Here is a 25,325-nt window from a genome sequence, read left to right as displayed (position 1 = left end):
TACTCCCTATGTTTATTTATTCAGATATCTTTGCTGTTGCTTCAATGGATTTGCATACATTGCTAACACAGTCTCTCTTAGGTTCTCAGGGCAACGCTCAAGGTAACTCTTGAATGCACTGTCTGTTGTGGGTAAGCCTTGCTGTAACGCCAACGCGGCCTCATTTGAAGACTGAATCGCGTAATTAGTAATAATCTGACGATCCACCTCGGCAACAAACTCTTCAGGCGTTTCAAAGCCATCTTTTATAACATCGCCAAAAGTGACGACTACTTTGCCTTTTTGGCCGACAATGCCGTTTTTGATACTATCGATATCTTCAAATTCTGCCTTTTCGTAATTCCCAGTAGTGGATTTCTGATGCAATTCACGCGCTTTATCAAACGCACATGGATCATATTCATAAGCAATCGATACTGGAACCACTTTCAGATTTGCCATCGCTTCAGGAAAAGGCACTTTCTCTTTTTTCTGCCCCATGAAAAACATTTTTATGATCGCAGGGTCCGTTTGGTCCAAGCCATCTTTGGCGCGCCCTTCTTTTTGAGCAATCCAAATATTGGCCTGATCTTTCATTAACGACTCAGTGATATAAGCAGACAGCTGGCCAAACGCCGCCATCATTTCTCGGATACCATTCGCAGAACGCTTCACGATGAAGCTTTTATTTAGACGCATGAGATCGGACACAAAAGGACGACGCAATAAGTTATCACCTATGGCAATGCGCACTGTGTCCAGACCTGCTAAGTAAAGACCATAATTGACAAAAGCCGGATCCATAGCAATGTCTCTGTGGTTTGATAAGAACAAATAGCCTACGCCTTTCTCTAGTTTTTCAATACCTCGATACTCGACATTCGTTGTTGTCGTTTTGATCATGCGCTCCATATAGCTTGCAACGCGCATTTGGAATTCATGAACATTTGAGATATTGGCAATTTGACGCTTTAAAGCCAATTTAACAGCAAAGGCCAAAGGCGCCTTCAAAAACTTAGGCCATTGCGCAAAGCGAAAACCAATAATTGTATTAATAAAATCTGGAGTGTTAACCAGATTATTCAACACCTCGGCGACCTCATCGTCGTTGTAGGGGCGTATATCGTGAAACTGATCCATTTAATTTTCCGTCAGTAAAAACTGCTTTATATTTTTGTTATTAAATTATTTTTAAAGGGTTTGGATATCAAACCCTAACGCTTCGAGTTCCGCACGCTTTGATGTGGACGTTACTACCGCGACACTTTCATTTTCTTTAATCAAATATTTCTTGGCAACTTGCTGTAGCTGCTCAACCGTGACCGCCAAGACCTTGGCTCGGAACGCTTCTCTGTAAGCCAAACTGCGGCCATGCAATTGCACATAGAAGTCGCTTTGCGCTTCTCCCGCAGGCGAACTAGGCTTGTCCATGGAACCAATCACACCTAAAATCGCCTCTTCAAGCGCATCTTCTGTGTGCTCTTCATTTATCATCCATTCAATAGATGCATCAAAATCTGACAAGGTTTCGGTCAAACGTGGATCACGGTATGAATAGAAGCGGAACGACCCTGTACTTCCATCAAACGTTGCGCCACCGCCATAAGCACCACCCTGCTCTCGAATCACTCGATGCAAGAAACCGTTACGCAAGAAGCCACCCAATACAGTCAGTGCTGCAACATCAGGATGCTCTCCAAACACCGTGCGGAACGCCTTACTACAGAAGTTCACTTGCGTCGATGTCAACCAAGCGACATTTACTTTAGAGTCTACTGGGGCTATTGAGAATGCTGTCTGCTCATTCCCCATAGGAAGATCTGCAAAAACAGCCTGCACTTCGCTCAAGACATTCGCTTCATGCTGTGGCTCTGCAACCAGTAAAAGCTGTTTCTTCGCTTGCAACAACTTAGTATGCAAACGCTTGAAAATCGCCAAAACATTTTCAACAGTGCTGCTGTCGGCTTTCATCGCATCATCTAGCGCAATCGCCGAACGAATACCAGACATGCCGCTCCACTTCTCTTGCTGCGCAGCTAAGCCAGAAATACCACTGGACGCTGCCGCCATCGCCAATGAATGACCTTGGCCCGTAATAGACTGTTCGCGACGAGCACGACGTTGAGCCACCAGCTCTTTCACTCGGCTTGCCTCATCAAAGCGCACATTAAGTATAGTATCTTTCAACAAATCACTCATCGCCTTAACATTGGGAACCAAGGCTTTCGATGACAAGATGAAGTAACCGTTCAAGTCCTGACGGTCTTTGATGGTGGCGCGAATCGAATTAGAAGCGCCTAAACCGCCACACACTTGAGCTTGACGCTCTTGAACAGCAAGATAATCGTCTTCTCCAACCCCCAGCTCTGTCATCATTGAAGAGAACAAAGGCAAATATTCCGTTTCTTCTTCGTCCAGTTCAGGCAGATCAATCACTAATTGCTGGTAAACCAAGCCGTTTGTCCCTTGAGGGTAAAAGGTGATAGGTAAATCCCCCTCTACCTTCTCATTTTCGTACTCAGGCAAGCGCGCAGGCACATCTTCTAGACCTACTTTTGGCAGAATACTCATGTCATCAACTTGTGACTGACGTGCTTTTAAAGCCGCACTGCGGTCAATAATTTGTTGCTTATCAGCATCAGACAAAGCCGCTTTAATTTGGCTAAGGCGATCTTTCTCTGCCTGATTTCGACGCGCTTCTAAAGCATCATCAGGGCTTAATGTGATCGTGACTCGGTGTGCATTATTCAGCAGCAAGTGTTTGATTAAATTCGGGATATACTGTGGATCTTGCACTTTCTCTCGCATCGCAGTGATAACAGGGTCAAGATCAAGCTGCGCAATCACATCACCAGCATGAACCGCAGTCGACAAACCTGCCAAAATCAATTGCAAACCATATGGATAGCTACCACCACCGATTTCCCGCTGGCTGAGTTCCAATTGGTGCAGCATGGCATCAACCATATCTTGTGGGATACCAGTCTCTGCAATGGACTCCAGTGTCGATAAGACCAAAGCTTCTACTTTTGGCGCATCTTCGCGTTTTACACCTTCCAACCCACACATAAAGCTCATTTCTTTGTTGCTGTCTTCAAGACCACACAAAGGCGATGGCGCACGACCAAGCTCGCTATTTTCTAATACGCGCATCAAAGGCGACGCACTGTTATCTAGCAAGACACTAGACAAAAGTTGCGCTTCGAACTGCTGATTTAGATCGGTGCTTTCGCCCAACAGCCAACCAACAACCACGTGGCTGCCGTCTTCTTTCACTTCATCGGCAGCGTAACCTTCTTCCACTCGTACAGGAGAGAAATAACGCTTCACATTCGGCACACTGACTTGCTCGTCTAAACGCTCAAAGCGGCTCAATACCTTTTCTTCGAACTCAGCTTGTAGTGTTTGCGCTGGAATATCACCAAAGGTCATGAAGACTGCATTCGAAGGATGGTAGTGCTTGCGATAAAACGCCAACAAATCTTGGTAAGATAAATCAGGGATATCAGATGGCTCACCACCAGAGTTAAAATGGTAAGTATTATTCGGGAATAAGTATTTGGTTAGCGTTTGCCACAAGACGGATGTGGTGGAACTCATCGCGCCTTTCATTTCATTAAACACAACGCCTTTGAACGTCAATTCAGACTCTGCATTATCGGGTTCAGCAAATTCTAAACGGTGACCTTCCTGAGAAAAATCCAATTCATCTAAGCGGGAAAAAAACACCGCATCCAGATACACACCCAACAGGTTATGGAAGTCTTTTTTATTCTTACTGGCAAACGGATAAGCCGTCCAATCAGAAGAAGTAAAAGCATTCATGAAGGTATTCAATGAACGTCGAATCATCATAAAGAATGGATCGCGAACCGGAAAACGCTCAGAGCCACACAACACCGTGTGTTCAAGAATATGTGCGACGCCGCAAGAATCTGTTGGTACGGTTTTTAGACCAACTAGAAATACGTTTTCGTCATTCTCAGACGCGATGTGAAAATGTTTAGCTCCCGTAACTGTGTGCTCAAACTCTTGAACGGTAACGTTCAGAGCATCGATAAACTCACTGCGAAGAAACGTAAATGCAGGATGGTGCGCGGTGCTATTTGCCATTCTCTACCTCGATAGAATCAGAATACGATAATTACATTATTTTAGGGCAGCTTGGATAAACTCAAGACAGCAAAGTGGCGGGATTATAGCAAAAATATGGCATTTACTGCACGAACTAACGTAGGCCGCCCTTTGTAAAACGAAATAAGACCTTAGCGTTTTTGATGTTTTTCCCAGTCATCTATACGTGCTTTTTCCGTCTTTTTAAAAAGTACATACACCGCCCCCAAGCCACCGTGGTGACGTTGTGCACTATGAAACGCCATCACAGCATCAAGCTCTTGTAACCACTTGTTAATATGGCTTTTAATCATGGCACGGCCATCAGGATCTGGCGTACGATCTCCTTTCCCATGCACAATAATCGCAACACGAATATCATTGCGCATACAGTCATCTACAAACTGAAACACCTGCTCTCGTGCCTGAGCAACGGTATGTCGATGCAAATCTAAGCGCGCCTCGACACCGTATTTTCCTTGCCTAAGACGCTTGAACACCCCGTCTTGCACACCAGAGCGCTTATATTCAAGCACATCATTGGGCTCAACTCGTTCAACATAGTCTTGCGACAAATGATTCCTGTCCGCCTCTTTAGCGATCAACGCTGCCTTTTGGCGAGCGGAGAAGTCGACCTGAGGGCCTTTCTTACCCAGATACACTTCGCTTTTTTTAAGTGGCTTAATACCCGCCACTTCTTGCGCGAACAAAGACGTTTCATCTTCGTCGTTCACAACTTATACCCTCTTTGATTTAACCATCATATTTAGCACACCACTATAGAGCAATAAAGGCCCCTAAAAGGAGCCTTTATCACTTTAATGGTGGTAAAACATTCCTGTTTTAAAATGGAATATCATCATCAAAGTCATCAAAGTTTGGCGCTTGCTGTGGCTTTGGCTGTTGCGCTGGTTGCTGTGGCGCACGCTGTTGTGGTGCTGGTTGAGCAGGCGCCTGCTGTGGCGCATTGCCCCAACTACCAAAAGACTGTGGCGCTGCTTGCTGAGGGGCCGCTTGTTGCGGCGCGGCTTGCTGTGGCGCTTGACCGTATCCACCTTGCGGCTGATTGAATCCGCCTGGCGCTGCAGGTTGCTGAGCTGGCGCTTGATTGTAGCCGCCTTGTTGTGGTGCAGATTGCTGTGGCGCTTGGCCATAGCCGCCGCCCTGCATAGAATCGTAACCGCCTTGCTGCTGTTGGCCGGCGTTATCACCACGACCATCTAGCAATTGCATTTCATTCGCTATGATTTCAGTCGTATAACGTTTGATGCCATCTTTTTCCCACTCACGTGTACGCAAAGAGCCTTCTACATAGACTTTAGAGCCTTTTTTGATGAAGTCGCCAGCAATTTGACCAAGACGGAAATTACCACGATCCATAAAAGACACTCGGTGCCATTCTGTACGTTCTTGCATTTGCCCTGTTTGCTTGTCACGCCAGCTTTCTGTTGTTGCTAAGTTAACATTAGCAACGGCTGCACCTGAAGGCATAAAACGCACTTCAGCATCATTGCCTGCGTTACCGATTAAGATGACTTTGTTAATTCCACGTGCCATGAGGCTTTTCTCCAACTAAAAGATAAATAGGTGTTATTAAAGATGAACCTGAGGTGCTATTCGCCTCAACGCATCTTTGTCTAATAATTTTTTATCGACTTTCAGATAAGCCGTTTGCTCATCTTTAAAAATTTGCATGCCTTCCACTCCTTGGATTTCCGCAAGTTGATCCGCTAACTTTGCTATTTCTTCATTATTCATATTAGGTAAGCTAAACGCCAAACCACTCAATTGACGAGGCGCTGGCTGAGTCAAACAAACGAGAGACCAAGCCAAAAATACAACACCCACTACCCAAAAAACACCACCATTAGAATGGTGTTGTAACAACCAGCCGCCACCAATACCGCCTAGAAACGACCCCATAAATTGGTGAGTAGAAAACACACCCATGGCCGTTCCACGATAACCTACTGGAGCCAGTTTACTCACTAGGGATGGTAAAATCGCTTCTAGTGAATTAAAGCCAACAAAATAGACGCACAGTAAGACTGAAAAAGCCCACAAATAAGGCGTCCATTGCAACGCTATTGCACTTACCCCTAACAAAATGAATACAGCGATTAAGACGCCTTTCATTTTGCCTTTTGATTCGCCAATAATCACTAATGGTAGCATACCAACAAAGGCAAAACCCATGATCGCCAAGTATAACAAACTGTGTTCAGATAAGGGTAAACCAAACTGCTCAATTAATAAGTTGGGCACCGTCACAAACATCGCCGTCAAGCTTGCATGCAGCAACAAGACACTCACATTAAGAAAGCGCAGCTTGGAATCTTTTAATACCAAACCCAAAGCGGTAAGACTTGGTGTCGTATCACGTCGAAAAGTATGCTGGACGATATTCGGCACAGCAAAAAGGATCAAGAGTATGCCCAGTAAAGATAGTGCAAAAGACAAATAAAACAGGCCAGAAAGGCCTATCAGAGCAAATAACCATGGCCCTAAAACCAAGGACAACATAAAAGACGCGCCAATACTCACACCGACCAGCGCCATAGCCTTAGTGCGGTTTTGCTCTCTTGTTACATCACTCAATAGGGCCATCAAAGTACTCGCAATAGCCCCTGCCCCTTGCACTGCTCGCCCAACAATTAAGGTCGTAATGTCATGGGCATTGGCGCAAATCAAGCTCCCTACGGCAAACAACAAAAGACCAATTACGATGACGCGCTTACGGCCGATTTTGTCGGACCACATGCCCATCGGAATTTGTAAACTGGCTTGCGTGAGGCCATAAATACCAATGGCGGTGCCTATCAGAGCGGCGTCGGCTCCGTCCAGTCCATCAGCTGCAACGCTGATAACGGGCATAATCAGGAACAGGCCTAACATTCTGAATAAATAGATCAGCGCTAAAGCAGAAACAGAGCGGCGTTCAAGTAGATCCATAAAGAGGTTTTAACCGTTTAACTTTGAAGGTTAGGAAAAAAGATGTCAATTTTACAAAAAATACCGTTGAAGCTCCATTTCAACTACTGTAAAAATAGACAGTTATTTAATTTACTGGCAGATTTCTTCTGTTGATCGACTTCACATTGGAGACACATGGATACCATTACCATACGCGGGGCCCGCACTCACAATTTAAAAAATGTGGACCTAGACATCCCAAGAGACAAACTTGTGGTGATTACTGGCCTATCCGGCTCAGGTAAATCCTCCCTCGCGTTCGATACTCTATACGCTGAAGGACAACGTCGCTATGTAGAATCACTTTCAACATACGCTAGACAGTTTTTGTCCATGATGGAAAAACCAGACATAGACCACATTGAAGGTCTCTCTCCTGCCATCTCTATCGAACAAAAGTCCACTTCTCATAACCCACGATCAACAGTGGGTACAATAACAGAAATCTACGATTACCTACGATTGTTATTTGCTCGAGCAGGTCAGCCTCGCTGCCCCGATCATGGTGAGCCACTAGAGGCGCAAACCATATCACAAATGGTTGATAAAGTTATATCGCTGCCTGAAGAATCTAAAATGATGCTGCTTGCTCCCATCATTAAGGATCGTAAAGGTGAGCACTTACACACCATTAGCGACTTGCTATCTAAAGGTTTTATTCGTGCACGAATCGATGGCATTGTTGTCGATTTGGACGATGCACCAATATTAGAAAAAAATAAGAAACATACCATCGAAGTTGTCATTGACCGTTTTAAGGTGCGCTCTGACCTACAGCTTCGTTTGGCTGAGTCATTTGAAACTTGCCTAGGCTTATCCGATGGTATCGCCAAAGTCATCAACATGGATGACGAAAAAGAAGAATATATTTTTTCTAGTAAATTCGCGTGCCCTGTTTGCGGATACAGCTTAACCGAACTAGAACCTCGGCTATTTTCTTTTAATAACCCGAATGGCGCCTGCCAAACCTGTGATGGTTTAGGCACTCATCAAATGTTTGATCCAGATCGAATTATTCAAGATGAGACACTGACTCTTGCTGAAGGTGCCATACGCGGCTGGGGTAGACGCAGCATTTTTTACTACCAACAACTCAACGCCTTAGCAAAACACTATGGCTTTGACATTGAAGCCAAATACAAAGATATCCCGAACGAATTCAAAAAGCGCATTCTGCAAGGATCAGGCAAAGACAAAATAGACTTCATCTATATAAATGAACGCGGCGACAAGATGACACGGTCCCATGCGTTTGAAGGCGTTATCCCTAACCTACAGCGCCGCTACCATGAAACCGAATCCGATAGCGTACGTGATGACCTTTCACAGTACATCAGCATTCAGCCTTGCCCTGATTGCCATGGCTCACGACTAAACCGATCTGCACGGAATGTCTTTATTGCCAACGAGACTCTACCAGAAGTAGTCACCTACCCAATCATAGATTGCTTGAAGTATTTCGAGACACTTGAACTGCCAGGAGCCAGAGGCGAAATCGCTTCAAAGATTCTAAAAGAAATCCGCGATCGATTAACCTTCCTGGTCAATGTTGGACTTGAATATCTGACGCTTGACCGCAAAGCCGACTCTTTGTCTGGCGGTGAAGCACAGCGTATTCGCCTAGCCAGCCAAATTGGCGCAGGTTTAGTTGGTGTAATGTACATTCTTGATGAACCATCCATCGGCTTACATCAGCGTGACAATGAACGCTTAATAGCCACGCTAACTCGCTTACGTGACCTAGGCAACACAGTCATTGTGGTTGAACACGATGAAGATGCGATCCGCGTAGCTGATTTTGTTGTTGATATTGGGCCTGGCGCAGGCGTTCACGGAGGTCAAATTATTGCCAGTGGAACGCCTCAAGATATTATGAATTGTCCGGAATCAGTAACCGGGCAGTTTTTAACCGGAAAACGTAAAATTGACATCCCAGCTATACGCCATCAAGCTAAAGATAAACAATTTCTTAAACTGATTGGCGCGACAGGAAACAACCTAAATACGGTTGATCTAAGTATTCCAGTTGGCGTTATGACTTGCATTACTGGCGTTTCAGGTTCGGGCAAATCAACTCTAATTAATGGCACTTTGTATCCGCTTGCTGCGACAGCTCTAAACGGTGCAACCACATTAAAAGCGGCACCACACGAACGTATAGAAGGTTTAGATTTATTCGATAAATGTGTCGACATCGATCAAAGCCCAATAGGTCGAACGCCAAGATCAAACCCTGCGACATACACTGGGATCTTCACGCCAATGAGAGAATTATTCTCGGCCACTCAAGAATCCCGTTCTCGAGGCTATAAGCCTGGTCGATTTAGCTTTAACGTCAAAGGTGGTCGCTGCGAAGCTTGCCAAGGCGATGGCGTAATCAAGGTTGAAATGCACTTCTTACCCGACATCTATGTGCCATGTGATACCTGTAAAGGTAAGCGCTACAATCGTGAAACGTTAGAAATCAATTACAAGGGTAAGAATATTCACGAATGCCTAGAGATGACTATTGAGGATGCGCGAGAATTTTTTGATCCTGTACCCTCTATTGCCAGAAAGCTGCAAACATTAATGGATGTTGGCTTAGGCTATATACGCCTTGGGCAAGCAGCAACAACACTTTCAGGCGGTGAAGCACAACGTGTCAAACTGGCAAAAGAACTGTCTAAACGTGACACAGGTACCACTCTGTACATTTTGGACGAACCAACAACGGGTCTACACTTTGCTGATATTGAGCAGCTACTGAAAGTTCTTCATCGACTAAGAGACCATGGCAACACCGTCGTGGTCATCGAACATAACCTAGACGTTATAAAGACAGCTGATTGGATTGTCGACTTAGGCCCAGAAGGCGGTAGTGGTGGTGGCTATATCATCGCCGAAGGGACACCTGAAGAAATTAGTAAGGCAGATAAATCACATACCGGACGATTTCTTAAAGACATGCTTAAATAGCCGGTTTAGATAGAAACAAAAAACACCTGTAGAGCCCAGCTTTACAGGTGTTTTTTTATAACTGCCTTTTCATTTATTTTTCACAAAAAAAAGCCGAGCTATTAGCTCGGCTTTTTATTACAAACTGATATTACTCAGCAGCTTCTGCAACTGGACGATCGACCAATTCAACATAAGCCATAGGTGCGTTGTCACCTGCACGGAAGCCACATTTTAGAATGCGAACATAACCGCCAGGACGAGCTTGGTAACGAGGACCAAGTTCAGAGAACAATTTACCTACTGCATCTTTGCTACGAGTACGAGCAAAGGCAAGGCGACGATTCGCAACAGAATCAACTTTCGCCAATGTGATTAACGGCTCAGCAACACGACGCAATTCTTTCGCTTTCGGCAACGTAGTTTTAATAACTTCGTGTTCGAACAAAGAAGCAGCCATGTTTTTAAACATCGCTTTACGATGTGAGCTAGTACGGTTTAAGTGACGTCCACTCTTACGATGACGCATTTTACATTCCTTACCAAACTACGGTGGTCAGGGAACAATGACCTAGCGAGCTAGAACTTTGCTATCGTCTTTCAAACTAGCTGGTGGCCAGTTTTCTAGACGCATTCCCAAAGACAAACCACGCTGTGCTAAAACATCTTTGATTTCAGTTAACGACTTCTTACCTAGGTTAGGCGTCTTAAGAAGCTCAACCTCAGTACGTTGAATCAAATCACCGATGTAATAAATGTTCTCTGCTTTTAAACAGTTAGCACTGCGAACGGTCAATTCAAGATCATCAACCGGGCGTAGCAAAATTGGATCAATCTCATCCTCTTCTTCTACAACTGGTGCTTCACTCTCGCTTTCAAGGGCGACGAATACAGCAATTTGTTGTTGTAGAATAGTCGCTGCGCGACGTATTGCTTCTTCAGGATCGATCGTACCATTGGATTCGATGTCAATGACAAGTTTATCCAAATCTGTACGCTGCTCTACACGAGCATTATCGACACTGTAAGCCACACGACGAACAGGGCTGAATGAGGCATCCAGTTGCAAGCGACCAATTGGACGAGTCTCATCGTCGCCAGCAACACGAGCATCAGCAGGCTCATAACCACGACCACGAGCGACTTTGATCTGCATAGTTAACTCAGCAGTATCATCTAAGTGCGCAATAACATGATCTGGGTTAGCGATCTCTGCATCAGCAACCAACTGGATATCACCAGCTGTTACGATACCAGGACCTTTTTTACTTAAAGTAAGAGTTGCCTCATCTTGCCCGTGTAGAGCGATCGCAACTCCTTTCAGGTTAAGAAGAATTTCAATTACATCTTCTTTAACCCCTTCGATTGCGCTGTATTCGTGTAATACACCGTCGATTTCAACTTCAACAATCGCACAACCTGGCATTGAAGATAGAAGAATGCGGCGTAACGCGTTACCCAAAGTGTGACCAAAACCACGTTCTAGCGGTTGCAGTGTCACTTTAGCACGAGTCTTGCCTAGTTCCTGTACTTCAATGTTGCGTGGGGTTAACAATTCGCTCACTGAACGCTGCATAGATCCACCTATTTCTTAATCCTAATTACCGACTTACTTAGAGTAAAGTTCGACAATTAGGTTCTCATTAATTTCAGCTGATAAATCGGCACGCTCTGGAACAGCTTTGTAAGTTGCTTCCAGTTTAGTTGAATCAACTTCGATCCAATGGATCGGTGCACGACCTTTAGATAGCTCTAGTGCGTTTTGTACACGCAATTGCTTCTTAGCTTTTTCACGGATAGACACAACGTCACCAGCTTTAACTTGGTAAGACGGAATGTTAACCGTTGCGCCATTTACTAGAATGCCTTTATGGCCTACTAACTGGCGAGCTTCTGCACGTGTAGAACCAAAACCTGCGCGGTATACAACGTTATCTAAACGTGATTCCAAAAGTTGCAGAAGGTTTTCACCAGTAGCACCTTTTAGACGAGCAGCAGATTTGTAGTAATTACGAAATTGCTTTTCAAGAACGCCGTACATACGACGTACTTTTTGTTTCTCACGTAACTGCAAGCCGTAGTCAGAAAGACGTCCGCGACGTGCGCCATGCACACCAGGAACTGTCTCTACTTTACATTTCGACTCAAGAGCGCGTGAACCGCTCTTCAATTGCAAGTCGGTACCTTCACGACGAGACAACTTACAAGTTGGACCTATATAACGAGCCATGTATCTGTCTCCTCAATTAAACGCGACGTTTCTTAGGTGGACGGCAACCATTGTGCGGGATTGGCGTCACATCTGTGATGTTATTGATACGCAAGCCCAATGCATTCAATGCACGAACTGCGGACTCACGACCAGGACCTGGGCCCTTGATCATTACGTCAACGTTTTTAAGGCCGAACTCTTGTGCGACAGCACCGGCACGTTCCGCTGCTACTTGAGCTGCGAAAGGAGTACTTTTACGAGAACCGCGAAAACCAGAACCACCGGCAGTAGCCCAAGACAAAGCGTTGCCTTGGCGGTCAGTGATAGTCACGATCGTGTTATTAAATGACGCGTGTACATGAGCAACACCGTCGACGACCGTCTTTTTGACTTTCTTCTTGGTGTTGCGCGTAGCTGGCTTAGCCATATTGCACTTTCCTATTTAATGCTCAGCTCTAGCAAACTTAGTGGCTAGAGCGAAACGCGTTTAAATTACTTACGAATAGGTTTACGAGGACCTTTTCGTGTACGAGCGTTCGTTTTGGTACGTTGACCACGAACTGGTAGGCTGCGGCGATGACGAATCCCGCGGTTGCAACCCAAGTCCATCAAGCGTTTGATAGACATACTGACTTCACGACGCAAGTCACCCTCTACAGTATACTTAGCAACTTCGCCACGAAGTTCATCAAGGATTTCATCACTTAATGAACCGATTTTCGCAGTTTCTGCAACACCTGTAGCAGCGCAAATAGCGCGCGAACGAGTGCGACCAATTCCGAAGATGTAAGTCAGAGAAATGACCGCATGTTTATTGTCAGGAATATTGACACCGGCTATACGAGCCATTCACTTTACTCCGTTGTTATTGATGATTAAATGTTAATTCATCATTTTACTTTCATGAGGGCGGCTGATTATGCCTATCTTTAGGACATAAATCAACCACCCTTACCCATCATCGAGCGAACTCGCGATTAACCTTGACGCTGTTTGTGACGAGGCTCAATGCAAATCACTCGAACTGAACCGTTACGACGAACGATTTTGCAGTTACGACAGATTTTCTTTACAGATGCACGTACTTTCATGTTCAACTCCAACCTACGCTTAACGCATTAGGCCATTTGGACCATAACCAGTCAGATTAGATTTCTTCATTAATGACTCGTATTGCTGACTCATCAAATGACTTTGAACTTGCGACATAAAGTCCATGACAACCACTACTACGATCAACATAGAAGTACCGCCAAAGTAGAATGGAACATTCCACGCAACAACAAAGAATTGAGGCATCAAAGACACTAGAGTGATGTATAAAGCACCAAACAATGTCAAACGGGTCATTACACCATCAATATATCGAGCTGTATGATCGCCTGGACGAATACCCGGCAAAAAAGCACCGGATTTTTTCAAGTTATCTGCCACATCTTTAGGGTTGAACACTAGTGCTGTATAGAAGAAGCAAAAGAAAACAATTGCTATCGCAAATAACAACACATAGAGCGGTTGCCCAGGAGCTAGAGCCAAAGAGATATTTTGCAACCATTCCATTCCTTCACCTTGACCAAACCATTGGCCGATCGAAGCAGGGAACAGAAGGATACTTGAAGCAAAGATAGGTGGTATTACACCAGCCATATTCACTTTAAGAGGCAAATGACTCTTTTGTGCGGCAAACACCTTTTTGCCTTGTTGACGCTTAGCATAATTAACCGTAATACGACGCTGACCACGCTCGATAAAAACAACGAACGCGATAGTCGCAATGGCCAAAATACCAATCAGCAACAAAGCCAAAATATTTATATCGCCTTGACGAGCCGACTCAAACGAACGGCCTAGAGCAGATGGAAGGCCTGCAACGATACCAGCGAAGATAAGAATGGAAATACCATTACCAATACCTTTCTCTGTTACCTGCTCACCCAACCACATCAAGAAAACAGTTCCAGCAACAAGAGTAACAACAGCAACCGCATAGAATTCTATGCCACTACTGAAAGAAATCCCTTGGCTTGCTAAGCCAACTGCCATACTGGCAGACTGAACCAAAGCAAGTAAAACAGTGCCGTAACGAGTGTATTGAGTAATCTTACGACGCCCCGCCTCACCCTCTTTCTTTAGCTGCTCTAGCTGAGGACTCACAACCGTCAATAACTGCATAATAATAGAGGCAGAAATATAGGGCAAAATCCCAAGCGCAAAAATACTCATGCGCTCAAGCGCGCCCCCTGAGAATACGTTAAATAAACTCAGAATAGTGCCTTCATTTTGATCAAATAAAGCAGACAACCTATCAGGGTTAATACCTGGAACAGGAATGTGTGCACCAATTCGATATACAATAATTGCTAGGAACACAAAACGAATACGAGACCAAAGCTCGCTTAATCCGTTTTGTATACCAGCAGGTAGTGAGCCACGCTTTGCCATTTATTCCTCGACTTTTCCGCCAGCAGCTTCGATAGCAGCACGAGCACCTTTAGTCACTTTAAGACCACGTACAGTAATCGCTTTGTCGATAGAACCAGACAAGATTACACGTGCAGTCTTAATTTGATGACCTAGAATGTCGGCGCCTTTCAAAGCAGCCAAATCTACAACTTCAGCATTTACAGCAGCAAGCTCGTTTAAACGAACTTCAGCAACATACTTTGCCTGACGTGAAGTAAAACCGAATTTTGGCAGACGACGCTGCAAAGGCATTTGACCACCTTCAAAACCAGGTTTTACTGAGCCACCGGAACGAGACTTAAGACCTTTATGGCCACGTCCGCCAGTTTTACCCAAGCCGCTACCAATGCCGCGACCAACACGTTTAGGAGCATGTTTGCTACCTTCGCCAGGACGAAGTGTATTTAAGAACATGTTATTCCCCTACCACTTTAACCATATAATAAACTTTATTAACCATGCCACGTACAGCTGGAGTATCTTCCAACTGACGAGTTTGGCCAACTTTACGCAAACCCAAGCCTTTTACAGTTTCACGGTGCTTTGGAAGACGACCGATCGGGCTGCGGGTTAGTTGAACTGTGATGGTATTATTCGCCATAACACATTACCCCAAAATTTGATCGACTGACTTACCGCGTTTAGCTGCGATTTGTTCAGGTGCTTTCATATCCTGCAAACCTTTGATCGTAGCGCGAACTACGTTTACTGGGTTTGTAGAACCGTAACATTTAGCCAATACGTTGTGAACGCCAGCGATTTCTAGAACCGCACGCATTGCACCACCGGCGATGATACCAGTACCTTGAGACGCAGGCTGCATGTAAACTTTAGACGCACCGTGGTTAGCTTTAACTGGATACTGAAGAGTATCGCCATCAAGCTTCACAGAAACCATGTTGCGACGAGCTTGTTCCATTGCTTTTTGAATAGCTTGAGGAACTTCACGCGCTTTACCACGACCAAAGCCAACTTTACCATTACCATCACCAACGACTGTCAAAGCTGTGAAAGAGAAGATACGACCACCCTTTACAACTTTAGCAACGCGGTTTACTTGAACTAGCTTCTCTTGGAGGTCGCTAGTTTGTTGATCATTAACTGCCATTTGCTACCCCTTAGAACTCTAGACCGGCTTCACGTGCAGCGTCAGCAAGAACCTGAACGCGGCCATGGTATTTGAAGCCAGAACGGTCGAAAGCGACCGAAGTGACACCTGCTTCTTTAGCGCGTGCAGCAATCAAAGTACCGACTTCTTTAGCCGCTGCTTTGTTGCCAGTCGCTGTGCCACGAAGAGCCTCTTCAAGAGTAGAAGCACTAGCTAGTACTTTGCTACCACAAGGAGAAATCACTTGAGCATACATATGGCGTGGTGTGCGATGTACAGTAAGACGATTCGCACCTAAGTCACGAATATGCAAACGAGCACGACGTGCACGACGAATCCGAGATTGTTTTTTAGTGTTCATGAATGCCTACCTACTTCTTCTTAGCTTCTTTACGGCGAATTACTTCGTCAGAATAGCGAACACCCTTGCCTTTGTATGGCTCTGGTGGACGGAAACCGCGAACTTCTGCAGCAACTTGTCCCACGGCTTGCTTATCAATGCCACGGATCACAACTTCTGTTTGAGAAGCGCATTCAGCTGTTATACCTTCAGGTAATTCGTAATCTACTGGGTGAGAGAAACCCAGAGATAGGTTAAGTACGTTGCCTTTAAGCACAGCACGGTAACCAACACCTTGAAGATATAATCTTTTCTCGAAGCCCTGACTAACACCAACAACCATGTTGTTGATCAAAGCACGAGTAGTACCAGCTAAGGCACGGCTTTGTTTTGCACCATCGCGCGCAGCGAAGGTAATAACATTTTCTTCTTTAGACACTTGAACGCTTGAGTGAACATTAAACTCTAAAGAACCTTTGCCGCCTTTTACAACAACATTTTGGCCATTTAGGGTCAAATCTACACCACTAGGAAGCGTCACGGGACTATTAGCAACTCGAGACATACTAACTCCTAGAATACTGTGCAGATTACTTCGCCACCGATACCAGCAGCACGAGCTGCACGGTCTGTCATCACACCTTTAGAGGTAGAGATGATAGCAACACCAAGGCCAGCTTCTACTTTAGGTAGTGCACTAGTGCCTTTGTATTGACGCAAGCTTGGGCGAGATGCGCGTTTGATTTGTTCGATAACTGGCTTACCTTCGTAGTATTTCAACTCGATAGTAAGCGTTGGTTTTACTGCTTCGTCTACAGAAAAGTCACCTACGTAACCTTCTTCGCGTAGCACAGCAGCAATCGATGCTTTCATTTTAGATGAAGGCATACTCACAGATGTCTTAGAGGCCATCTGTGCATTACGAATACGTGTAAACATATCCGCAAGGGTATCTTGCATACTCATTTAAGAGCTCCTAATTTAAAAAACCATTGTGCAGCAAATAGAGCTCGCGCATAGTACACAGCAGCGAGCAGAATGTCCAGTATTTAGACACCCCACTCACTGCCATGTATTATGATCGCGCTCTACTTGCTTACCAACTAGCTTTCTTCAAGCCTGGTACGTCACCACGCATCGCTGCTTCACGCAGTTTGATACGAGACAGACCGAAGCGACGGTATACACCGTGCGGACGACCTGTGATTTGGCAACGGTTACGCTGGCGTGAAGAAGATGAATCGCGTGGAAGCGCTTGCAATTTAAGCGTTGCTTCCCACTTTTCATCGTCCGATGCATTAACGTCACTAATGATCGCCTTTAGAGCAGCACGCTTTTCAGCGAACTTAGCTACTAATTTGGTGCGTTTTGCTTCGCGCTGAATCATTGATATTTTAGCCATGATTCCTACCTCTTATTTCTTGAAAGGGAAACTAAAGGCGGCTAGCAAAGCACGACCTTCTTCGTCGGTACGAGCTGTCGTTGTGATGGTAATATCCATACCACGTACACGATCAACTTTATCGTAATCGATTTCAGGGAAGATAATCTGCTCTTTAACACCCATGCTGTAGTTACCACGACCGTCGAAAGACTTAGGATTAAGTCCACGGAAGTCACGGATACGTGGAATAGCAACATCAACCAAACGGTCGAAGAAATCCCACATACGCTCACCACGTAGAGTTACTTTACAACCGATCGGGTAACCGTCACGGATTTTAAAGCCTGCTACTGATTTACGAGCCTTAGTCACTACAACTTTTTGGCCGCTAAGTGCTTCAAGATCATTTACCGCATGCTCAAGAAGTTTCTTGTCTGCGATAGCTTCACCAACACCCATATTTAGTGTGATTTTAGTGATTTTCGGCACTTCCATCACGTTTTTGTAACTAAACTCTTCAGTAAGTTTTGCTACAACTTGATCTTTATAAACTTGCTTAAGTCTCGCCATGGCTATAATTCTCGCTCTTAGGCGTCGATCGCTTCACTATTTGATTTAAAGATACGCACTTTCGTACCATCTTCATTCAATTTAAAGCCGACGCGATCCGCTTTACCCGTAGCACTGTTAAAAATGGCTACATTAGAAACCTGGATAGGTGCTTCTTGTTCAACGATACCGCCAGTTGAACCCTTCATAGGGTTTGGTTTCTCGTGTTTCTTAACAGTATTAATGCCAGAAACTAGAACTCGGTTTTCGTCTACTACCTTAACAACTTTGCCGCGCTTGCCTTTGTCTTTCCCAGCAATCACGATAATTTCGTCGTTACGTTTGATTTTACGCATAATGTCCCCTCTCTCTCTTACAGCACTTCAGGTGCAAGAGAAACAATTTTCATGAATTGCTCAGTACGCAACTCACGTGTTACAGGGCCAAAGATACGAGTACCAATAGGCTGTCCTGAAGCATTCAATAGAACCGCTGAGTTTACATCAAAACGGATCACTGAGCCATCAGAACGACGAACACCTTTCTTAGTTCTAACAACTACTGCGTTTAGAACCTGCCCTTTTTTAACACGACCACGTGGGATCGCTTCTTTCACTGTGACCTTAATAATGTCACCGATAGCAGCATAACGACGATGTGAGCCACCCAGTACTTTAATACACTGAACACGCTTTGCGCCGCTGTTATCTGCAACATCAAGCATCGATTCTGTTTGAATCATTACTGCTCTCCAATCAAATTAGATAACAAGTCTCACGAAGGAAGGTGCAGCTTATACAGCTGCAGCTTTCTCGACAACTTGAACCAGATTCCAAGTCTTAGACTTAGAGTAAGGACGTGTTTCTACGACCTTAACGGTATCACCGATCTGACACTCATTGTTTTCATCGTGAGCGTGTAGTTTAGTAGAACGACGAATGAACTTACCGTATAGCGGATGTTTCTCTGTACGCTCAACTAGTACCGTGATGGTTTTATCCATCTTATCGCTGACTACTTTACCAGTAGCTGTACGCGCTTTTGTTTCTGCCATCTTAGTTACCTGCCTTATCATTTAGCACGGTTTTAACACGTGCGATATTGCGGCGAACTTGCGAGAGCAAATGAGTTTGCGCTAACTGACCAGTGGCTTTCTGCATGCGCAGAGTAAATTGCTCACGTAGTAGTTCAATCAAGGTCGCTTGTAGCTCTGCTACAGACTTTTCTTGCAGTTCTTTTGCTTTCATCTACATCACCGTACGCGTTACGAAAGTTGTGGACAGAGGAAGCTTAGCAGCAGCCAACGCGAACGCTTCGCGAGCTAGCTGTTCTGATACACCCTCAACTTCATAAAGCATTTTTCCAGGTTGAATCTGTGCAACCCAGTATTCTACGCTACCCTTACCTTTACCCTGACGAACCTCAAGAGGTTTTTGGGTAATCGGCTTATCAGGGAACACACGAATCCAGATTTTACCACCACGTTTGATGTGACGAGTCATTGCACGACGCGCCGCTTCAATTTGACGAGCAGTAAGACGACCACGTTCAGTGGACTTCAATCCGAATTCACCAAAGCTAACTTGGTTTCCGCGAAGAGCAAGACCGCGGTTACGGCCTTTCTGCATTTTGCGGAACTTAGTACGTTTCGGTTGTAACATGACTTACCCCCTACTTAGACTTCTTCTTTTGTGCGCCTTTATCAGCTCGCACTTGTTCAATACCGCCCAAGATTTCGCCTTTGAAGATCCACACTTTTACGCCAATGATGCCGTAAGTTGTAGCTGCTTCATAAGTAGCGTAGTCAATGTCAGCGCGTAGAGTGTGTAGAGGTACACGACCTTCACGGTACCACTCAGCACGTGCAATTTCTGCACCGCCCAAACGACCACTTACCTGAACCTTGATACCTTTCGCGCCTGCACGCATAGCATTCTGTACTGCGCGCTTCATAGCACGACGGAACATAACACGACGCTCAAGTTGGCTTGCAATATTTTGCGCAACCAATTTCGCATCCATTTCAGGCTTACGAATTTCTTCGATGTTAATGTGGACAGGTACGCCCATCATTTCAGAAACTGCGTTACGTAGTTTCTCAACATCTTCACCTTTCTTACCGATCACGATACCCGGACGGGCAGTGTGAATTGTAATACGGGCTGTCTGAGCAGGACGCTGAATCTCGATACGAGAAACAGAAGCCTGGACCAATTTTTTCTCCAAGTACTCACGAACCTGAAGATCGTTTAATAACAGCTTAGAGTAGTTTTGATTATTAGCATACCAAGTAGAAGTATGATCTTTAACTATCCCTAGGCGTATACCAGTTGGATGAACCTTCTGACCCATTGGGTTTCTCCTAATTAGTCAGCGACTTTAACTGTAATATGGCAACCGCGTTTTAGAATACGGTCAGCACGGCCTTTGGCACGTGGCATAATACGTTTCAGAGTCATAGCCTCATCAACGTAAGCCGTAGACACACGCAAGTCATCTACATCAGCACCTTCGTTATGCTCAGCGTTAGCTATAGCAGACTCTAGTACTTTCTTGACAATTACTGCCGCCTTTTTAGGACTGAACGTTAAAATGTTCAGTGCTTCGCTAACAGATTTGCCGCGGATTTGATCTACAACCAAACGGGCCTTCTGCGCTGAGAGGCGAGCACCCTTCAATGAAGCGCTTACTTCACTCATGTTAATACCCCTTATTACCGTTTGGCTTTCTTGTCCGCAGCATGACCACGATATGTACGGGTCGGAGCGAACTCACCCAATTTATGACCGACCATATCTTCAGTTACTAGAACTGGAACATGCTGGCGACCATTATGGACAGCGATAGTCAACCCTACAAAATCAGGGAAGATAGTAGAACGGCGCGACCAAGTTTTAATTGGACGACGATCGTTTTTCTCTACCGCAGCCTCTACCTTTTTCAACAAATGAAGGTCGATAAAAGGACCTTTTTTTAGTGAACGTGGCACAGTCGTTTCCTCTTATTACTTAGTACGGCGACGTACAATAAGTTTATCAGTACGCTTGTTGCTGCGCGTTTTGTAACCTTTAGTAGGCACACCCCATGGTGTAACTGGGTGACGACCACCTTTGCTACGACCTTCACCACCACCATGTGGGTGATCCACTGGGTTCATCGCCGCACCGCGAACGGTAGGACGAACACCACGCCAACGCGTAGCACCAGCTTTACCAAGAACTCTTAAGCTGTGCTCAGAGTTTGATACTTCACCTAAAGTAGCGCGACATTCTGTCAATACTTTACGCATTTCACCTGAACGTAGGCGAAGAGTAACGTAGCGACCTTCACGAGCAACTAGCTGAGCAGAAGCACCGGCTGAACGTGCAACTTGTGCACCTTTACCTGGCTTAAGCTCGACACAGTGTACGGTACTACCAACTGGGATATTTTGCAGAGGCAAAGTATTACCCGCTTTGATAGGCGCATCTGCACCACTTAAAACAACATTGCCTGCAGCCATACCTTTGGAAGCGATAATGTAACGACGCTCACCATCAGCAAATTTAATCAGTGCAATATTTGCAGAACGGTTTGGATCATATTCCAAACGCTCAACTACCGCTGGGATTCCATCTTTATTGCGACGAAAATCAACCATACGATAATGCTGCTTATGACCACCACCTACGTGACGCGTAGTGATGCGTCCGTTATTATTACGTCCACCCGATTTGCTTTTCTTATCAAGCAAAGGTGCATATGGTGCGCCTTTGTGCAAATCGTTGTTAGTAACTTTAACAACGTGACGACGGCCTGCAGACGTTGGCTTACTTTTTACAACAGCCATTGACCTATCTCCCCTTATTCAGCGACCATGAAATCAATGTCTTGACCTTCAGCCAAACGTACGTACGCTTTTTTCACGTCTTTACGCTTACCTAGACCACGAACTGTACGCTTAGTTTTACCTTTATGGTTCAACGTGCGAACAGACTCAACTTTGACTTCAAAAAGCGCTTCGATAGCTTGTTTGATTTCAGGTTTAGTTGCATCACCAGTTACACGAAATACGTACTGACCATTACCTTCGGCAACGATAGTAGCTTTTTCGGAAATGTGTGGACCCAACAGAACTTTATAAATACGTTCGCCGATCATGCTAGTGCCTCCTCAACTTGTTTCAGAGCACCAACTGTCACCAACACTTTGTCGTAAGCAATCAAGCTAACAGGGTCGATAGACGCTGCATCACGCACATCTACGTTAGGAATATTACGAGCTGCTAAAAACAGATTGTCATCCAAGTTATCGGAAACAATCAAAGCGTTCTCAATATTCAATTCTGTCATTTTTGCTATGAAGAGCTTAGTTTTTGGAGCTTCCAATTTAAGATCTTCAACCACAACAAGACGGTCTTGACGTACTAATTCAGACCAGATGGTGCGCATTGCTGCACGATACATCTTCTTGTTCACTTTCTGAGAGTGATCTTGTGGTTTCGCAGCGAAAGTAACACCACCAGAGCGCCATAGAGGGCTACGGATAGTACCTGCGCGTGCACGACCAGAACCTTTTTGTTTCCAAGGTTTGCGTCCACCACCTGCTACTTCAGAGCGAGTTTTTTGAGCGCGTGAGCCTTGACGAGCGCCAGCCAAGTAAGATGTAACTACTTGGTGTACCAACGCTTCGTTGTATTCACGAGCAAAGGCTACATCAGAAACTTCTACCGTCCCTTCTGCGCCTGTAAGATTCAAGTTCATTGTCTACCCCTCTTAGCGAGCTTTAACAGCTGATTGAAGAATAACATCACCATTTACTGCACCAGGTACGGCACCTTTCACAAGGATAAGGTTACGTTCTGCATCTACGCGAACCACTTCTAGTGATTGTGTAGTGACTTGTGCAGCACCCATATGGCCAGCCATCTTCTTGCCTTTCCAAACACGACCAGGTGTTTGACATTGGCCGATGGAGCCAGGTGCACGGTGAGACAATGAGTTACCATGCGTAGCATCTTGCGTACGGAAATTATGACGCTTGATGGCACCTTGAAACCCTTTACCCTTTGATTGACCAGTTACATCAACCATTTGGATAGATTCGAAATCAGCAACAGTTAGCTCATCACCAACATTGATTTCTTTTTCGTCACCTGCCAGGCGGAACTCCCACAAACCACGACCTGCTTCAACGTTCGCTTTTGCATAATGACCCGCAGCAGCTTTGTTAACGCGGCTCGAACGGCGAGAACCTACAGTCACTTGAACAGCTTGGTAGCCGTCAGTTTCTGCTGTTTTCACCTGAGTAACGCGGTTCGGTTCAACCTCGATGACGGTTACTGGCACGGATACACCATCTTCATTAAAGATACGTGTCATTCCGGCTTTGCGTCCGACTAATTGAATAGCCATTTTTTACCTCATTTGCCAGTTGTGTATGGGGCTATCACCCGCTACGGCTGACCATTCCAGATCATTCCACTAATGTGCATAAGCCGACTGATAACCAGTCGGTTCTCGCACCCCAAACTTTGAGCTATTAACCCAAAGAAATTTGTACTTCCACGCCTGCCGCAAGATCTAGCTTCATTAGAGCATCAACAGTTTTCTCAGTTGGCTCAACGATGTCTAGAACACGTTTGTGTGTACGGATTTCATACTGATCACGCGCATCTTTGTTTACGTGTGGAGAAATCAATACTGTATAACGCTCTTTGCGAGTAGGAAGTGGAATCGGTCCACGCACTTGCGCACCTGTACGTTTCGCTGTATCCACAATTTCTTGTGTTGAAGCATCAATCAGACGATGATCAAATGCTTTCAGACGAATACGGATTTTTTGGCTTTGCATTTCCAACTCCAAATACAATGTTGTAATGACTTAACTGTACATTTATTAAGCCACAATCCTTTTTTAAGGACGGCGAATATTAGCCATTCAAAAACTGGTTGTCAAGTAACCAATTTCTGAACAAACAAAATAAACCATAAAATAAAAAGGCCACCCGATATGCGAGTGGCCTTTCTCTAAATCAAAAGCAATCAGATATTACTATCTAATTACTTAAGGATTTTAGCTACAACACCAGCACCAACTGTACGACCACCTTCACGGATCGCGAAACGTAGACCTTCGTCCATCGCGATTGGGTGAATTAGTTCAACAGTCATTTGAACGTTGTCGCCAGGCATAACCATTTCTACACCTTCAGGCAAAGAACAAGCACCAGTTACGTCAGTTGTACGGAAGTAGAACTGTGGACGGTAGCCTTTGAAGAATGGAGTGTGACGACCACCTTCATCTTTACCTAGAACGTATACTTCTGCTTCGAACTCAGTGTGAGGAGTGATAGTACCAGGCTTAGCCAATACTTGACCACGCTGTACGTCTTCACGCTTAGTACCACGTAGAAGGATACCACAGTTCTCACCAGCACGACCTTCGTCTAGAAGCTTACGGAACATCTCTACACCAGTACAAGTTGTTTTAGTAGTATCAACGATACCAACGATCTCAACTTCTTCCTGGATTTTGATGATACCGCGCTCAACACGACCAGTAACAACCGTACCACGACCTTGGATAGAGAATACGTCCTCGATAGGCATCAAGAATGCACCATCGATAGCACGCTCTGGCTCAGGAATGTAGGCATCAAGAGTCTCTACAAGCTTCTTAACAGCTGTAGTACCCATTTCGTTGTCGTCTTCGCCGTTCAATGCCATCAAAGCAGAACCTGGGATGATTGGAGTATCATCACCTGGGAAGTCGTATTCAGAAAGAAGGTCACGCAATTCCATTTCAACCAACTCTAGCATTTCTGCGTATTCTTCAGAATCCGCACCGCCACAGTCTTCAGCCAACAAGTCAGCTTTGTTTAGGAAAACTACGATGTAAGGTACACCTACTTGACGAGAAAGAAGGATGTGCTCACGAGTCTGAGGCATAGGGCCGTCAGTTGCACCACAAACAAGGATCGCGCCATCCATTTGAGCAGCACCAGTGATCATGTTTTTAACATAATCGGCGTGTCCAGGACAGTCTACGTGTGCGTAGTGACGAGTTGGAGAATCATACTCTACGTGAGAAGTAGAGATAGTGATACCACGCTCACGCTCTTCAGGAGCGTTATCGATACCGTCAAAAGCAACGGCAGTACCGCCAAATACTTCTGCACATACACGAGTCAATGCTGCAGTTAAAGTTGTTTTACCATGGTCAACGTGACCGATTGTGCCAACGTTAACGTGCGGTTTACTACGTTCAAATTTACTCTTTGCCATGA

General features: G+C 45.1%; 35 protein-coding genes. 1 reads left to right on the top strand and 34 read right to left on the bottom strand.

All coding sequences use genetic code 11. From position 1 onward, the window contains the following. Nucleotides 1-12 precede the first annotated feature (12 nt). The 5 genes from DFP75_RS17780 to DFP75_RS17760 all read right to left on the bottom strand — a co-directional run bounded on the left by DFP75_RS17780 (nt 13) and on the right by DFP75_RS17760 (nt 7,044). Nucleotides 13-1,119, bottom strand: a complete 1,107-nt coding sequence (locus DFP75_RS17780) for a 1-acyl-sn-glycerol-3-phosphate acyltransferase (RefSeq protein ID WP_110577390.1) — start codon at nt 1,117-1,119, stop codon at nt 13-15. 51 nt (nt 1,120-1,170) lie between these two features. Next, nucleotides 1,171-4,092 (bottom strand): insulinase family protein, encoded by a 2,922-nt coding sequence (locus DFP75_RS17775; RefSeq protein WP_110577389.1) that lies wholly within the window; start codon nt 4,090-4,092, stop codon nt 1,171-1,173. A gap of 152 nt (nt 4,093-4,244) precedes the next feature. Then, entirely contained in the window at nt 4,245-4,826 is a 582-nt protein-coding gene (gene smrA / locus DFP75_RS17770) for a DNA endonuclease SmrA (RefSeq protein WP_110577388.1), read from the bottom strand. A gap of 109 nt (nt 4,827-4,935) precedes the next feature. After that, on the bottom strand, nt 4,936-5,649 hold the full coding sequence (ssb, locus tag DFP75_RS17765; protein ID WP_110577387.1) for a single-stranded DNA-binding protein: 714 nt from the start codon (nt 5,647-5,649) through the stop codon (nt 4,936-4,938). Nucleotides 5,650-5,685: 36 nt separating this feature from the next. Further along, nucleotides 5,686-7,044: an MFS transporter gene (locus DFP75_RS17760; RefSeq protein ID WP_110577386.1), complete on the bottom strand. Its 1,359-nt coding sequence runs from the start codon at nt 7,042-7,044 to the stop codon at nt 5,686-5,688. A gap of 156 nt (nt 7,045-7,200) precedes the next feature. Here DFP75_RS17760 and uvrA point away from each other — a divergent pair, with 156 nt between their 5' ends. Further along, complete coding sequence (uvrA, locus tag DFP75_RS17755) at nt 7,201-10,023, top strand: excinuclease ABC subunit UvrA (protein ID WP_110577385.1); 2,823 nt, start codon at nt 7,201-7,203, stop codon at nt 10,021-10,023. Between the two features lie 130 nt (nt 10,024-10,153). On the opposite strand, the gene rplQ is transcribed toward uvrA, so the two are convergent. The 29 genes from rplQ to tuf form a co-directional block, all read right to left on the bottom strand. Next, nucleotides 10,154-10,531: a 50S ribosomal protein L17 gene (rplQ, locus tag DFP75_RS17750; RefSeq protein WP_110577384.1), complete on the bottom strand. Its 378-nt coding sequence runs from the start codon at nt 10,529-10,531 to the stop codon at nt 10,154-10,156. A 42-nt stretch (nt 10,532-10,573) separates the two neighbouring features. Then, nucleotides 10,574-11,578, bottom strand: coding sequence for a DNA-directed RNA polymerase subunit alpha (locus DFP75_RS17745; protein ID WP_110577383.1), 1,005 nt, complete (start codon nt 11,576-11,578; stop codon nt 10,574-10,576). 33 nt (nt 11,579-11,611) lie between these two features. After that, on the bottom strand, nt 11,612-12,232 hold the full coding sequence (gene rpsD, locus DFP75_RS17740; RefSeq protein WP_110577382.1) for a 30S ribosomal protein S4: 621 nt from the start codon (nt 12,230-12,232) through the stop codon (nt 11,612-11,614). A gap of 16 nt (nt 12,233-12,248) precedes the next feature. Then, nucleotides 12,249-12,641: a 30S ribosomal protein S11 gene (rpsK, locus tag DFP75_RS17735; protein ID WP_009836290.1), complete on the bottom strand. Its 393-nt coding sequence runs from the start codon at nt 12,639-12,641 to the stop codon at nt 12,249-12,251. Between the two features lie 65 nt (nt 12,642-12,706). Further along, nucleotides 12,707-13,063, bottom strand: coding sequence for a 30S ribosomal protein S13 (gene rpsM, locus DFP75_RS17730; RefSeq protein ID WP_110577381.1), 357 nt, complete (start codon nt 13,061-13,063; stop codon nt 12,707-12,709). Nucleotides 13,064-13,191: 128 nt separating this feature from the next. Next, nucleotides 13,192-13,305: a 50S ribosomal protein L36 gene (gene rpmJ / locus DFP75_RS17725; RefSeq protein ID WP_110577380.1), complete on the bottom strand. Its 114-nt coding sequence runs from the start codon at nt 13,303-13,305 to the stop codon at nt 13,192-13,194. Between the two features lie 19 nt (nt 13,306-13,324). Further along, nucleotides 13,325-14,656 (bottom strand): preprotein translocase subunit SecY, encoded by a 1,332-nt coding sequence (secY, locus tag DFP75_RS17720; protein WP_110577379.1) that lies wholly within the window; start codon nt 14,654-14,656, stop codon nt 13,325-13,327. Then, the gene (rplO, locus tag DFP75_RS17715) at nt 14,657-15,091 is read right to left on the bottom strand and encodes a 50S ribosomal protein L15 (RefSeq protein ID WP_072841824.1); all 435 of its coding nucleotides are present in this window, start codon (nt 15,089-15,091) and stop codon (nt 14,657-14,659) included. Between the two features lies 1 nt (nt 15,092). After that, a complete protein-coding gene (gene rpmD, locus DFP75_RS17710) occupies nt 15,093-15,278 on the bottom strand; it encodes a 50S ribosomal protein L30 (protein ID WP_110577378.1) in 186 nt (61 codons plus the stop codon). A gap of 6 nt (nt 15,279-15,284) precedes the next feature. Next, nucleotides 15,285-15,785, bottom strand: coding sequence for a 30S ribosomal protein S5 (gene rpsE, locus DFP75_RS17705; RefSeq protein ID WP_110577377.1), 501 nt, complete (start codon nt 15,783-15,785; stop codon nt 15,285-15,287). 10 nt (nt 15,786-15,795) lie between these two features. Then, a complete protein-coding gene (rplR, locus tag DFP75_RS17700; protein ID WP_110577376.1) occupies nt 15,796-16,146 on the bottom strand; it encodes a 50S ribosomal protein L18 in 351 nt (116 codons plus the stop codon). A gap of 10 nt (nt 16,147-16,156) precedes the next feature. Then, complete coding sequence (rplF, locus tag DFP75_RS17695; protein WP_110577375.1) at nt 16,157-16,690, bottom strand: 50S ribosomal protein L6; 534 nt, start codon at nt 16,688-16,690, stop codon at nt 16,157-16,159. A gap of 8 nt (nt 16,691-16,698) precedes the next feature. After that, nucleotides 16,699-17,091, bottom strand: a complete 393-nt coding sequence (gene rpsH, locus DFP75_RS17690) for a 30S ribosomal protein S8 (protein WP_110577374.1) — start codon at nt 17,089-17,091, stop codon at nt 16,699-16,701. Nucleotides 17,092-17,221: 130 nt separating this feature from the next. Next, nucleotides 17,222-17,527, bottom strand: a complete 306-nt coding sequence (rpsN, locus tag DFP75_RS17685; RefSeq protein WP_110577373.1) for a 30S ribosomal protein S14 — start codon at nt 17,525-17,527, stop codon at nt 17,222-17,224. A gap of 12 nt (nt 17,528-17,539) precedes the next feature. Next, nucleotides 17,540-18,079: a 50S ribosomal protein L5 gene (gene rplE, locus DFP75_RS17680; RefSeq protein ID WP_012071924.1), complete on the bottom strand. Its 540-nt coding sequence runs from the start codon at nt 18,077-18,079 to the stop codon at nt 17,540-17,542. A 17-nt stretch (nt 18,080-18,096) separates the two neighbouring features. Continuing rightward, on the bottom strand, nt 18,097-18,414 hold the full coding sequence (rplX, locus tag DFP75_RS17675; RefSeq protein WP_110577372.1) for a 50S ribosomal protein L24: 318 nt from the start codon (nt 18,412-18,414) through the stop codon (nt 18,097-18,099). Between the two features lie 17 nt (nt 18,415-18,431). Continuing rightward, on the bottom strand, nt 18,432-18,800 hold the full coding sequence (gene rplN, locus DFP75_RS17670) for a 50S ribosomal protein L14 (protein WP_067020125.1): 369 nt from the start codon (nt 18,798-18,800) through the stop codon (nt 18,432-18,434). A 51-nt stretch (nt 18,801-18,851) separates the two neighbouring features. After that, complete coding sequence (gene rpsQ, locus DFP75_RS17665) at nt 18,852-19,112, bottom strand: 30S ribosomal protein S17 (RefSeq protein WP_110577371.1); 261 nt, start codon at nt 19,110-19,112, stop codon at nt 18,852-18,854. Nucleotide 19,113: 1 nt separating this feature from the next. After that, nucleotides 19,114-19,305 carry a 50S ribosomal protein L29 gene (gene rpmC / locus DFP75_RS17660; RefSeq protein WP_110577370.1) on the bottom strand — a complete coding sequence of 64 codons (192 nt, stop codon included), beginning with the start codon at nt 19,303-19,305 and terminating at the stop codon, nt 19,114-19,116. Continuing rightward, nucleotides 19,306-19,719 carry a 50S ribosomal protein L16 gene (rplP, locus tag DFP75_RS17655; RefSeq protein ID WP_110577369.1) on the bottom strand — a complete coding sequence of 138 codons (414 nt, stop codon included), beginning with the start codon at nt 19,717-19,719 and terminating at the stop codon, nt 19,306-19,308. A 10-nt stretch (nt 19,720-19,729) separates the two neighbouring features. After that, nucleotides 19,730-20,410: a 30S ribosomal protein S3 gene (gene rpsC / locus DFP75_RS17650; protein ID WP_110577368.1), complete on the bottom strand. Its 681-nt coding sequence runs from the start codon at nt 20,408-20,410 to the stop codon at nt 19,730-19,732. 14 nt (nt 20,411-20,424) lie between these two features. Beyond that, nucleotides 20,425-20,757, bottom strand: coding sequence for a 50S ribosomal protein L22 (gene rplV, locus DFP75_RS17645; protein ID WP_110577367.1), 333 nt, complete (start codon nt 20,755-20,757; stop codon nt 20,425-20,427). A gap of 14 nt (nt 20,758-20,771) precedes the next feature. Next, nucleotides 20,772-21,047: a 30S ribosomal protein S19 gene (gene rpsS, locus DFP75_RS17640; protein WP_012071932.1), complete on the bottom strand. Its 276-nt coding sequence runs from the start codon at nt 21,045-21,047 to the stop codon at nt 20,772-20,774. Between the two features lie 15 nt (nt 21,048-21,062). Then, nucleotides 21,063-21,887, bottom strand: coding sequence for a 50S ribosomal protein L2 (gene rplB, locus DFP75_RS17635; protein ID WP_110577366.1), 825 nt, complete (start codon nt 21,885-21,887; stop codon nt 21,063-21,065). A 14-nt stretch (nt 21,888-21,901) separates the two neighbouring features. Next, complete coding sequence (rplW, locus tag DFP75_RS17630; protein WP_012071934.1) at nt 21,902-22,198, bottom strand: 50S ribosomal protein L23; 297 nt, start codon at nt 22,196-22,198, stop codon at nt 21,902-21,904. Then, on the bottom strand, nt 22,195-22,800 hold the full coding sequence (rplD, locus tag DFP75_RS17625) for a 50S ribosomal protein L4 (RefSeq protein WP_110577365.1): 606 nt from the start codon (nt 22,798-22,800) through the stop codon (nt 22,195-22,197). Before rplD ends, rplW begins: the two co-directional genes overlap by 4 nt. Nucleotides 22,801-22,812: 12 nt before the next feature. Then, nucleotides 22,813-23,451: a 50S ribosomal protein L3 gene (gene rplC, locus DFP75_RS17620; RefSeq protein WP_110577364.1), complete on the bottom strand. Its 639-nt coding sequence runs from the start codon at nt 23,449-23,451 to the stop codon at nt 22,813-22,815. Between the two features lie 127 nt (nt 23,452-23,578). Further along, complete coding sequence (gene rpsJ, locus DFP75_RS17615; protein WP_012071937.1) at nt 23,579-23,890, bottom strand: 30S ribosomal protein S10; 312 nt, start codon at nt 23,888-23,890, stop codon at nt 23,579-23,581. A 209-nt stretch (nt 23,891-24,099) separates the two neighbouring features. Then, nucleotides 24,100-25,323 (bottom strand): elongation factor Tu, encoded by a 1,224-nt coding sequence (gene tuf / locus DFP75_RS17610; protein WP_110577363.1) that lies wholly within the window; start codon nt 25,321-25,323, stop codon nt 24,100-24,102. Between the last annotated feature and the right edge of the window lie 2 nt (nt 25,324-25,325).

The organism is Marinomonas alcarazii, from assembly GCF_003208215.1.
In the GTDB taxonomy this organism is placed as follows: Bacteria; Pseudomonadota; Gammaproteobacteria; order Pseudomonadales; family Marinomonadaceae; genus Marinomonas; species Marinomonas alcarazii.
The sequence above is the reverse complement of the archived record's forward strand: the minus strand, read 5'-3'. Positions and strand labels throughout refer to the sequence as shown.

What these genes read in the sequence shown, in the direction of transcription:
- DFP75_RS17780 (WP_110577390.1), bottom strand. Translation starts at nt 1,119, where the DNA reads ATGGATCAGTTTCACGATATACGCCCCTACAACGACGATGAGGTCGCC.
- DFP75_RS17775 (WP_110577389.1), bottom strand. Translation starts at nt 4,092, where the DNA reads ATGGCAAATAGCACCGCGCACCATCCTGCATTTACGTTTCTTCGCAGT.
- ssb (WP_110577387.1), bottom strand. Translation starts at nt 5,649, where the DNA reads ATGGCACGTGGAATTAACAAAGTCATCTTAATCGGTAACGCAGGCAAT.
- DFP75_RS17760 (WP_110577386.1), bottom strand. Translation starts at nt 7,044, where the DNA reads ATGGATCTACTTGAACGCCGCTCTGTTTCTGCTTTAGCGCTGATCTAT.
- uvrA (WP_110577385.1), top strand. Translation starts at nt 7,201, where the DNA reads ATGGATACCATTACCATACGCGGGGCCCGCACTCACAATTTAAAAAAT.
- rplQ (WP_110577384.1), bottom strand. Translation starts at nt 10,531, where the DNA reads ATGCGTCATCGTAAGAGTGGACGTCACTTAAACCGTACTAGCTCACAT.
- DFP75_RS17745 (WP_110577383.1), bottom strand. Translation starts at nt 11,578, where the DNA reads ATGCAGCGTTCAGTGAGCGAATTGTTAACCCCACGCAACATTGAAGTA.
- rpsD (WP_110577382.1), bottom strand. Translation starts at nt 12,232, where the DNA reads ATGGCTCGTTATATAGGTCCAACTTGTAAGTTGTCTCGTCGTGAAGGT.
- rpsK (WP_009836290.1), bottom strand. Translation starts at nt 12,641, where the DNA reads ATGGCTAAGCCAGCTACGCGCAACACCAAGAAGAAAGTCAAAAAGACG.
- rpsM (WP_110577381.1), bottom strand. Translation starts at nt 13,063, where the DNA reads ATGGCTCGTATAGCCGGTGTCAATATTCCTGACAATAAACATGCGGTC.
- rpmJ (WP_110577380.1), bottom strand. Translation starts at nt 13,305, where the DNA reads ATGAAAGTACGTGCATCTGTAAAGAAAATCTGTCGTAACTGCAAAATC.
- secY (WP_110577379.1), bottom strand. Translation starts at nt 14,656, where the DNA reads ATGGCAAAGCGTGGCTCACTACCTGCTGGTATACAAAACGGATTAAGC.
- rplO (WP_072841824.1), bottom strand. Translation starts at nt 15,091, where the DNA reads ATGTTCTTAAATACACTTCGTCCTGGCGAAGGTAGCAAACATGCTCCT.
- rpmD (WP_110577378.1), bottom strand. Translation starts at nt 15,278, where the DNA reads ATGGCGAATAATACCATCACAGTTCAACTAACCCGCAGCCCGATCGGT.
- rpsE (WP_110577377.1), bottom strand. Translation starts at nt 15,785, where the DNA reads ATGGCAGTTAATGATCAACAAACTAGCGACCTCCAAGAGAAGCTAGTT.
- rplR (WP_110577376.1), bottom strand. Translation starts at nt 16,146, where the DNA reads ATGAACACTAAAAAACAATCTCGGATTCGTCGTGCACGTCGTGCTCGT.
- rplF (WP_110577375.1), bottom strand. Translation starts at nt 16,690, where the DNA reads ATGTCTCGAGTTGCTAATAGTCCCGTGACGCTTCCTAGTGGTGTAGAT.
- rpsH (WP_110577374.1), bottom strand. Translation starts at nt 17,091, where the DNA reads ATGAGTATGCAAGATACCCTTGCGGATATGTTTACACGTATTCGTAAT.
- rpsN (WP_110577373.1), bottom strand. Translation starts at nt 17,527, where the DNA reads ATGGCTAAAATATCAATGATTCAGCGCGAAGCAAAACGCACCAAATTA.
- rplE (WP_012071924.1), bottom strand. Translation starts at nt 18,079, where the DNA reads ATGGCGAGACTTAAGCAAGTTTATAAAGATCAAGTTGTAGCAAAACTT.
- rplX (WP_110577372.1), bottom strand. Translation starts at nt 18,414, where the DNA reads ATGCGTAAAATCAAACGTAACGACGAAATTATCGTGATTGCTGGGAAA.
- rplN (WP_067020125.1), bottom strand. Translation starts at nt 18,800, where the DNA reads ATGATTCAAACAGAATCGATGCTTGATGTTGCAGATAACAGCGGCGCA.
- rpsQ (WP_110577371.1), bottom strand. Translation starts at nt 19,112, where the DNA reads ATGGCAGAAACAAAAGCGCGTACAGCTACTGGTAAAGTAGTCAGCGAT.
- rpmC (WP_110577370.1), bottom strand. Translation starts at nt 19,305, where the DNA reads ATGAAAGCAAAAGAACTGCAAGAAAAGTCTGTAGCAGAGCTACAAGCG.
- rplP (WP_110577369.1), bottom strand. Translation starts at nt 19,719, where the DNA reads ATGTTACAACCGAAACGTACTAAGTTCCGCAAAATGCAGAAAGGCCGT.
- rpsC (WP_110577368.1), bottom strand. Translation starts at nt 20,410, where the DNA reads ATGGGTCAGAAGGTTCATCCAACTGGTATACGCCTAGGGATAGTTAAA.
- rplV (WP_110577367.1), bottom strand. Translation starts at nt 20,757, where the DNA reads ATGAGTGAAGTAAGCGCTTCATTGAAGGGTGCTCGCCTCTCAGCGCAG.
- rplB (WP_110577366.1), bottom strand. Translation starts at nt 21,887, where the DNA reads ATGGCTGTTGTAAAAAGTAAGCCAACGTCTGCAGGCCGTCGTCACGTT.
- rplW (WP_012071934.1), bottom strand. Translation starts at nt 22,198, where the DNA reads ATGATCGGCGAACGTATTTATAAAGTTCTGTTGGGTCCACACATTTCC.
- rplD (WP_110577365.1), bottom strand. Translation starts at nt 22,800, where the DNA reads ATGAACTTGAATCTTACAGGCGCAGAAGGGACGGTAGAAGTTTCTGAT.
- rplC (WP_110577364.1), bottom strand. Translation starts at nt 23,451, where the DNA reads ATGGCTATTCAATTAGTCGGACGCAAAGCCGGAATGACACGTATCTTT.
- rpsJ (WP_012071937.1), bottom strand. Translation starts at nt 23,890, where the DNA reads ATGCAAAGCCAAAAAATCCGTATTCGTCTGAAAGCATTTGATCATCGT.
- tuf (WP_110577363.1), bottom strand. Translation starts at nt 25,323, where the DNA reads ATGGCAAAGAGTAAATTTGAACGTAGTAAACCGCACGTTAACGTTGGC.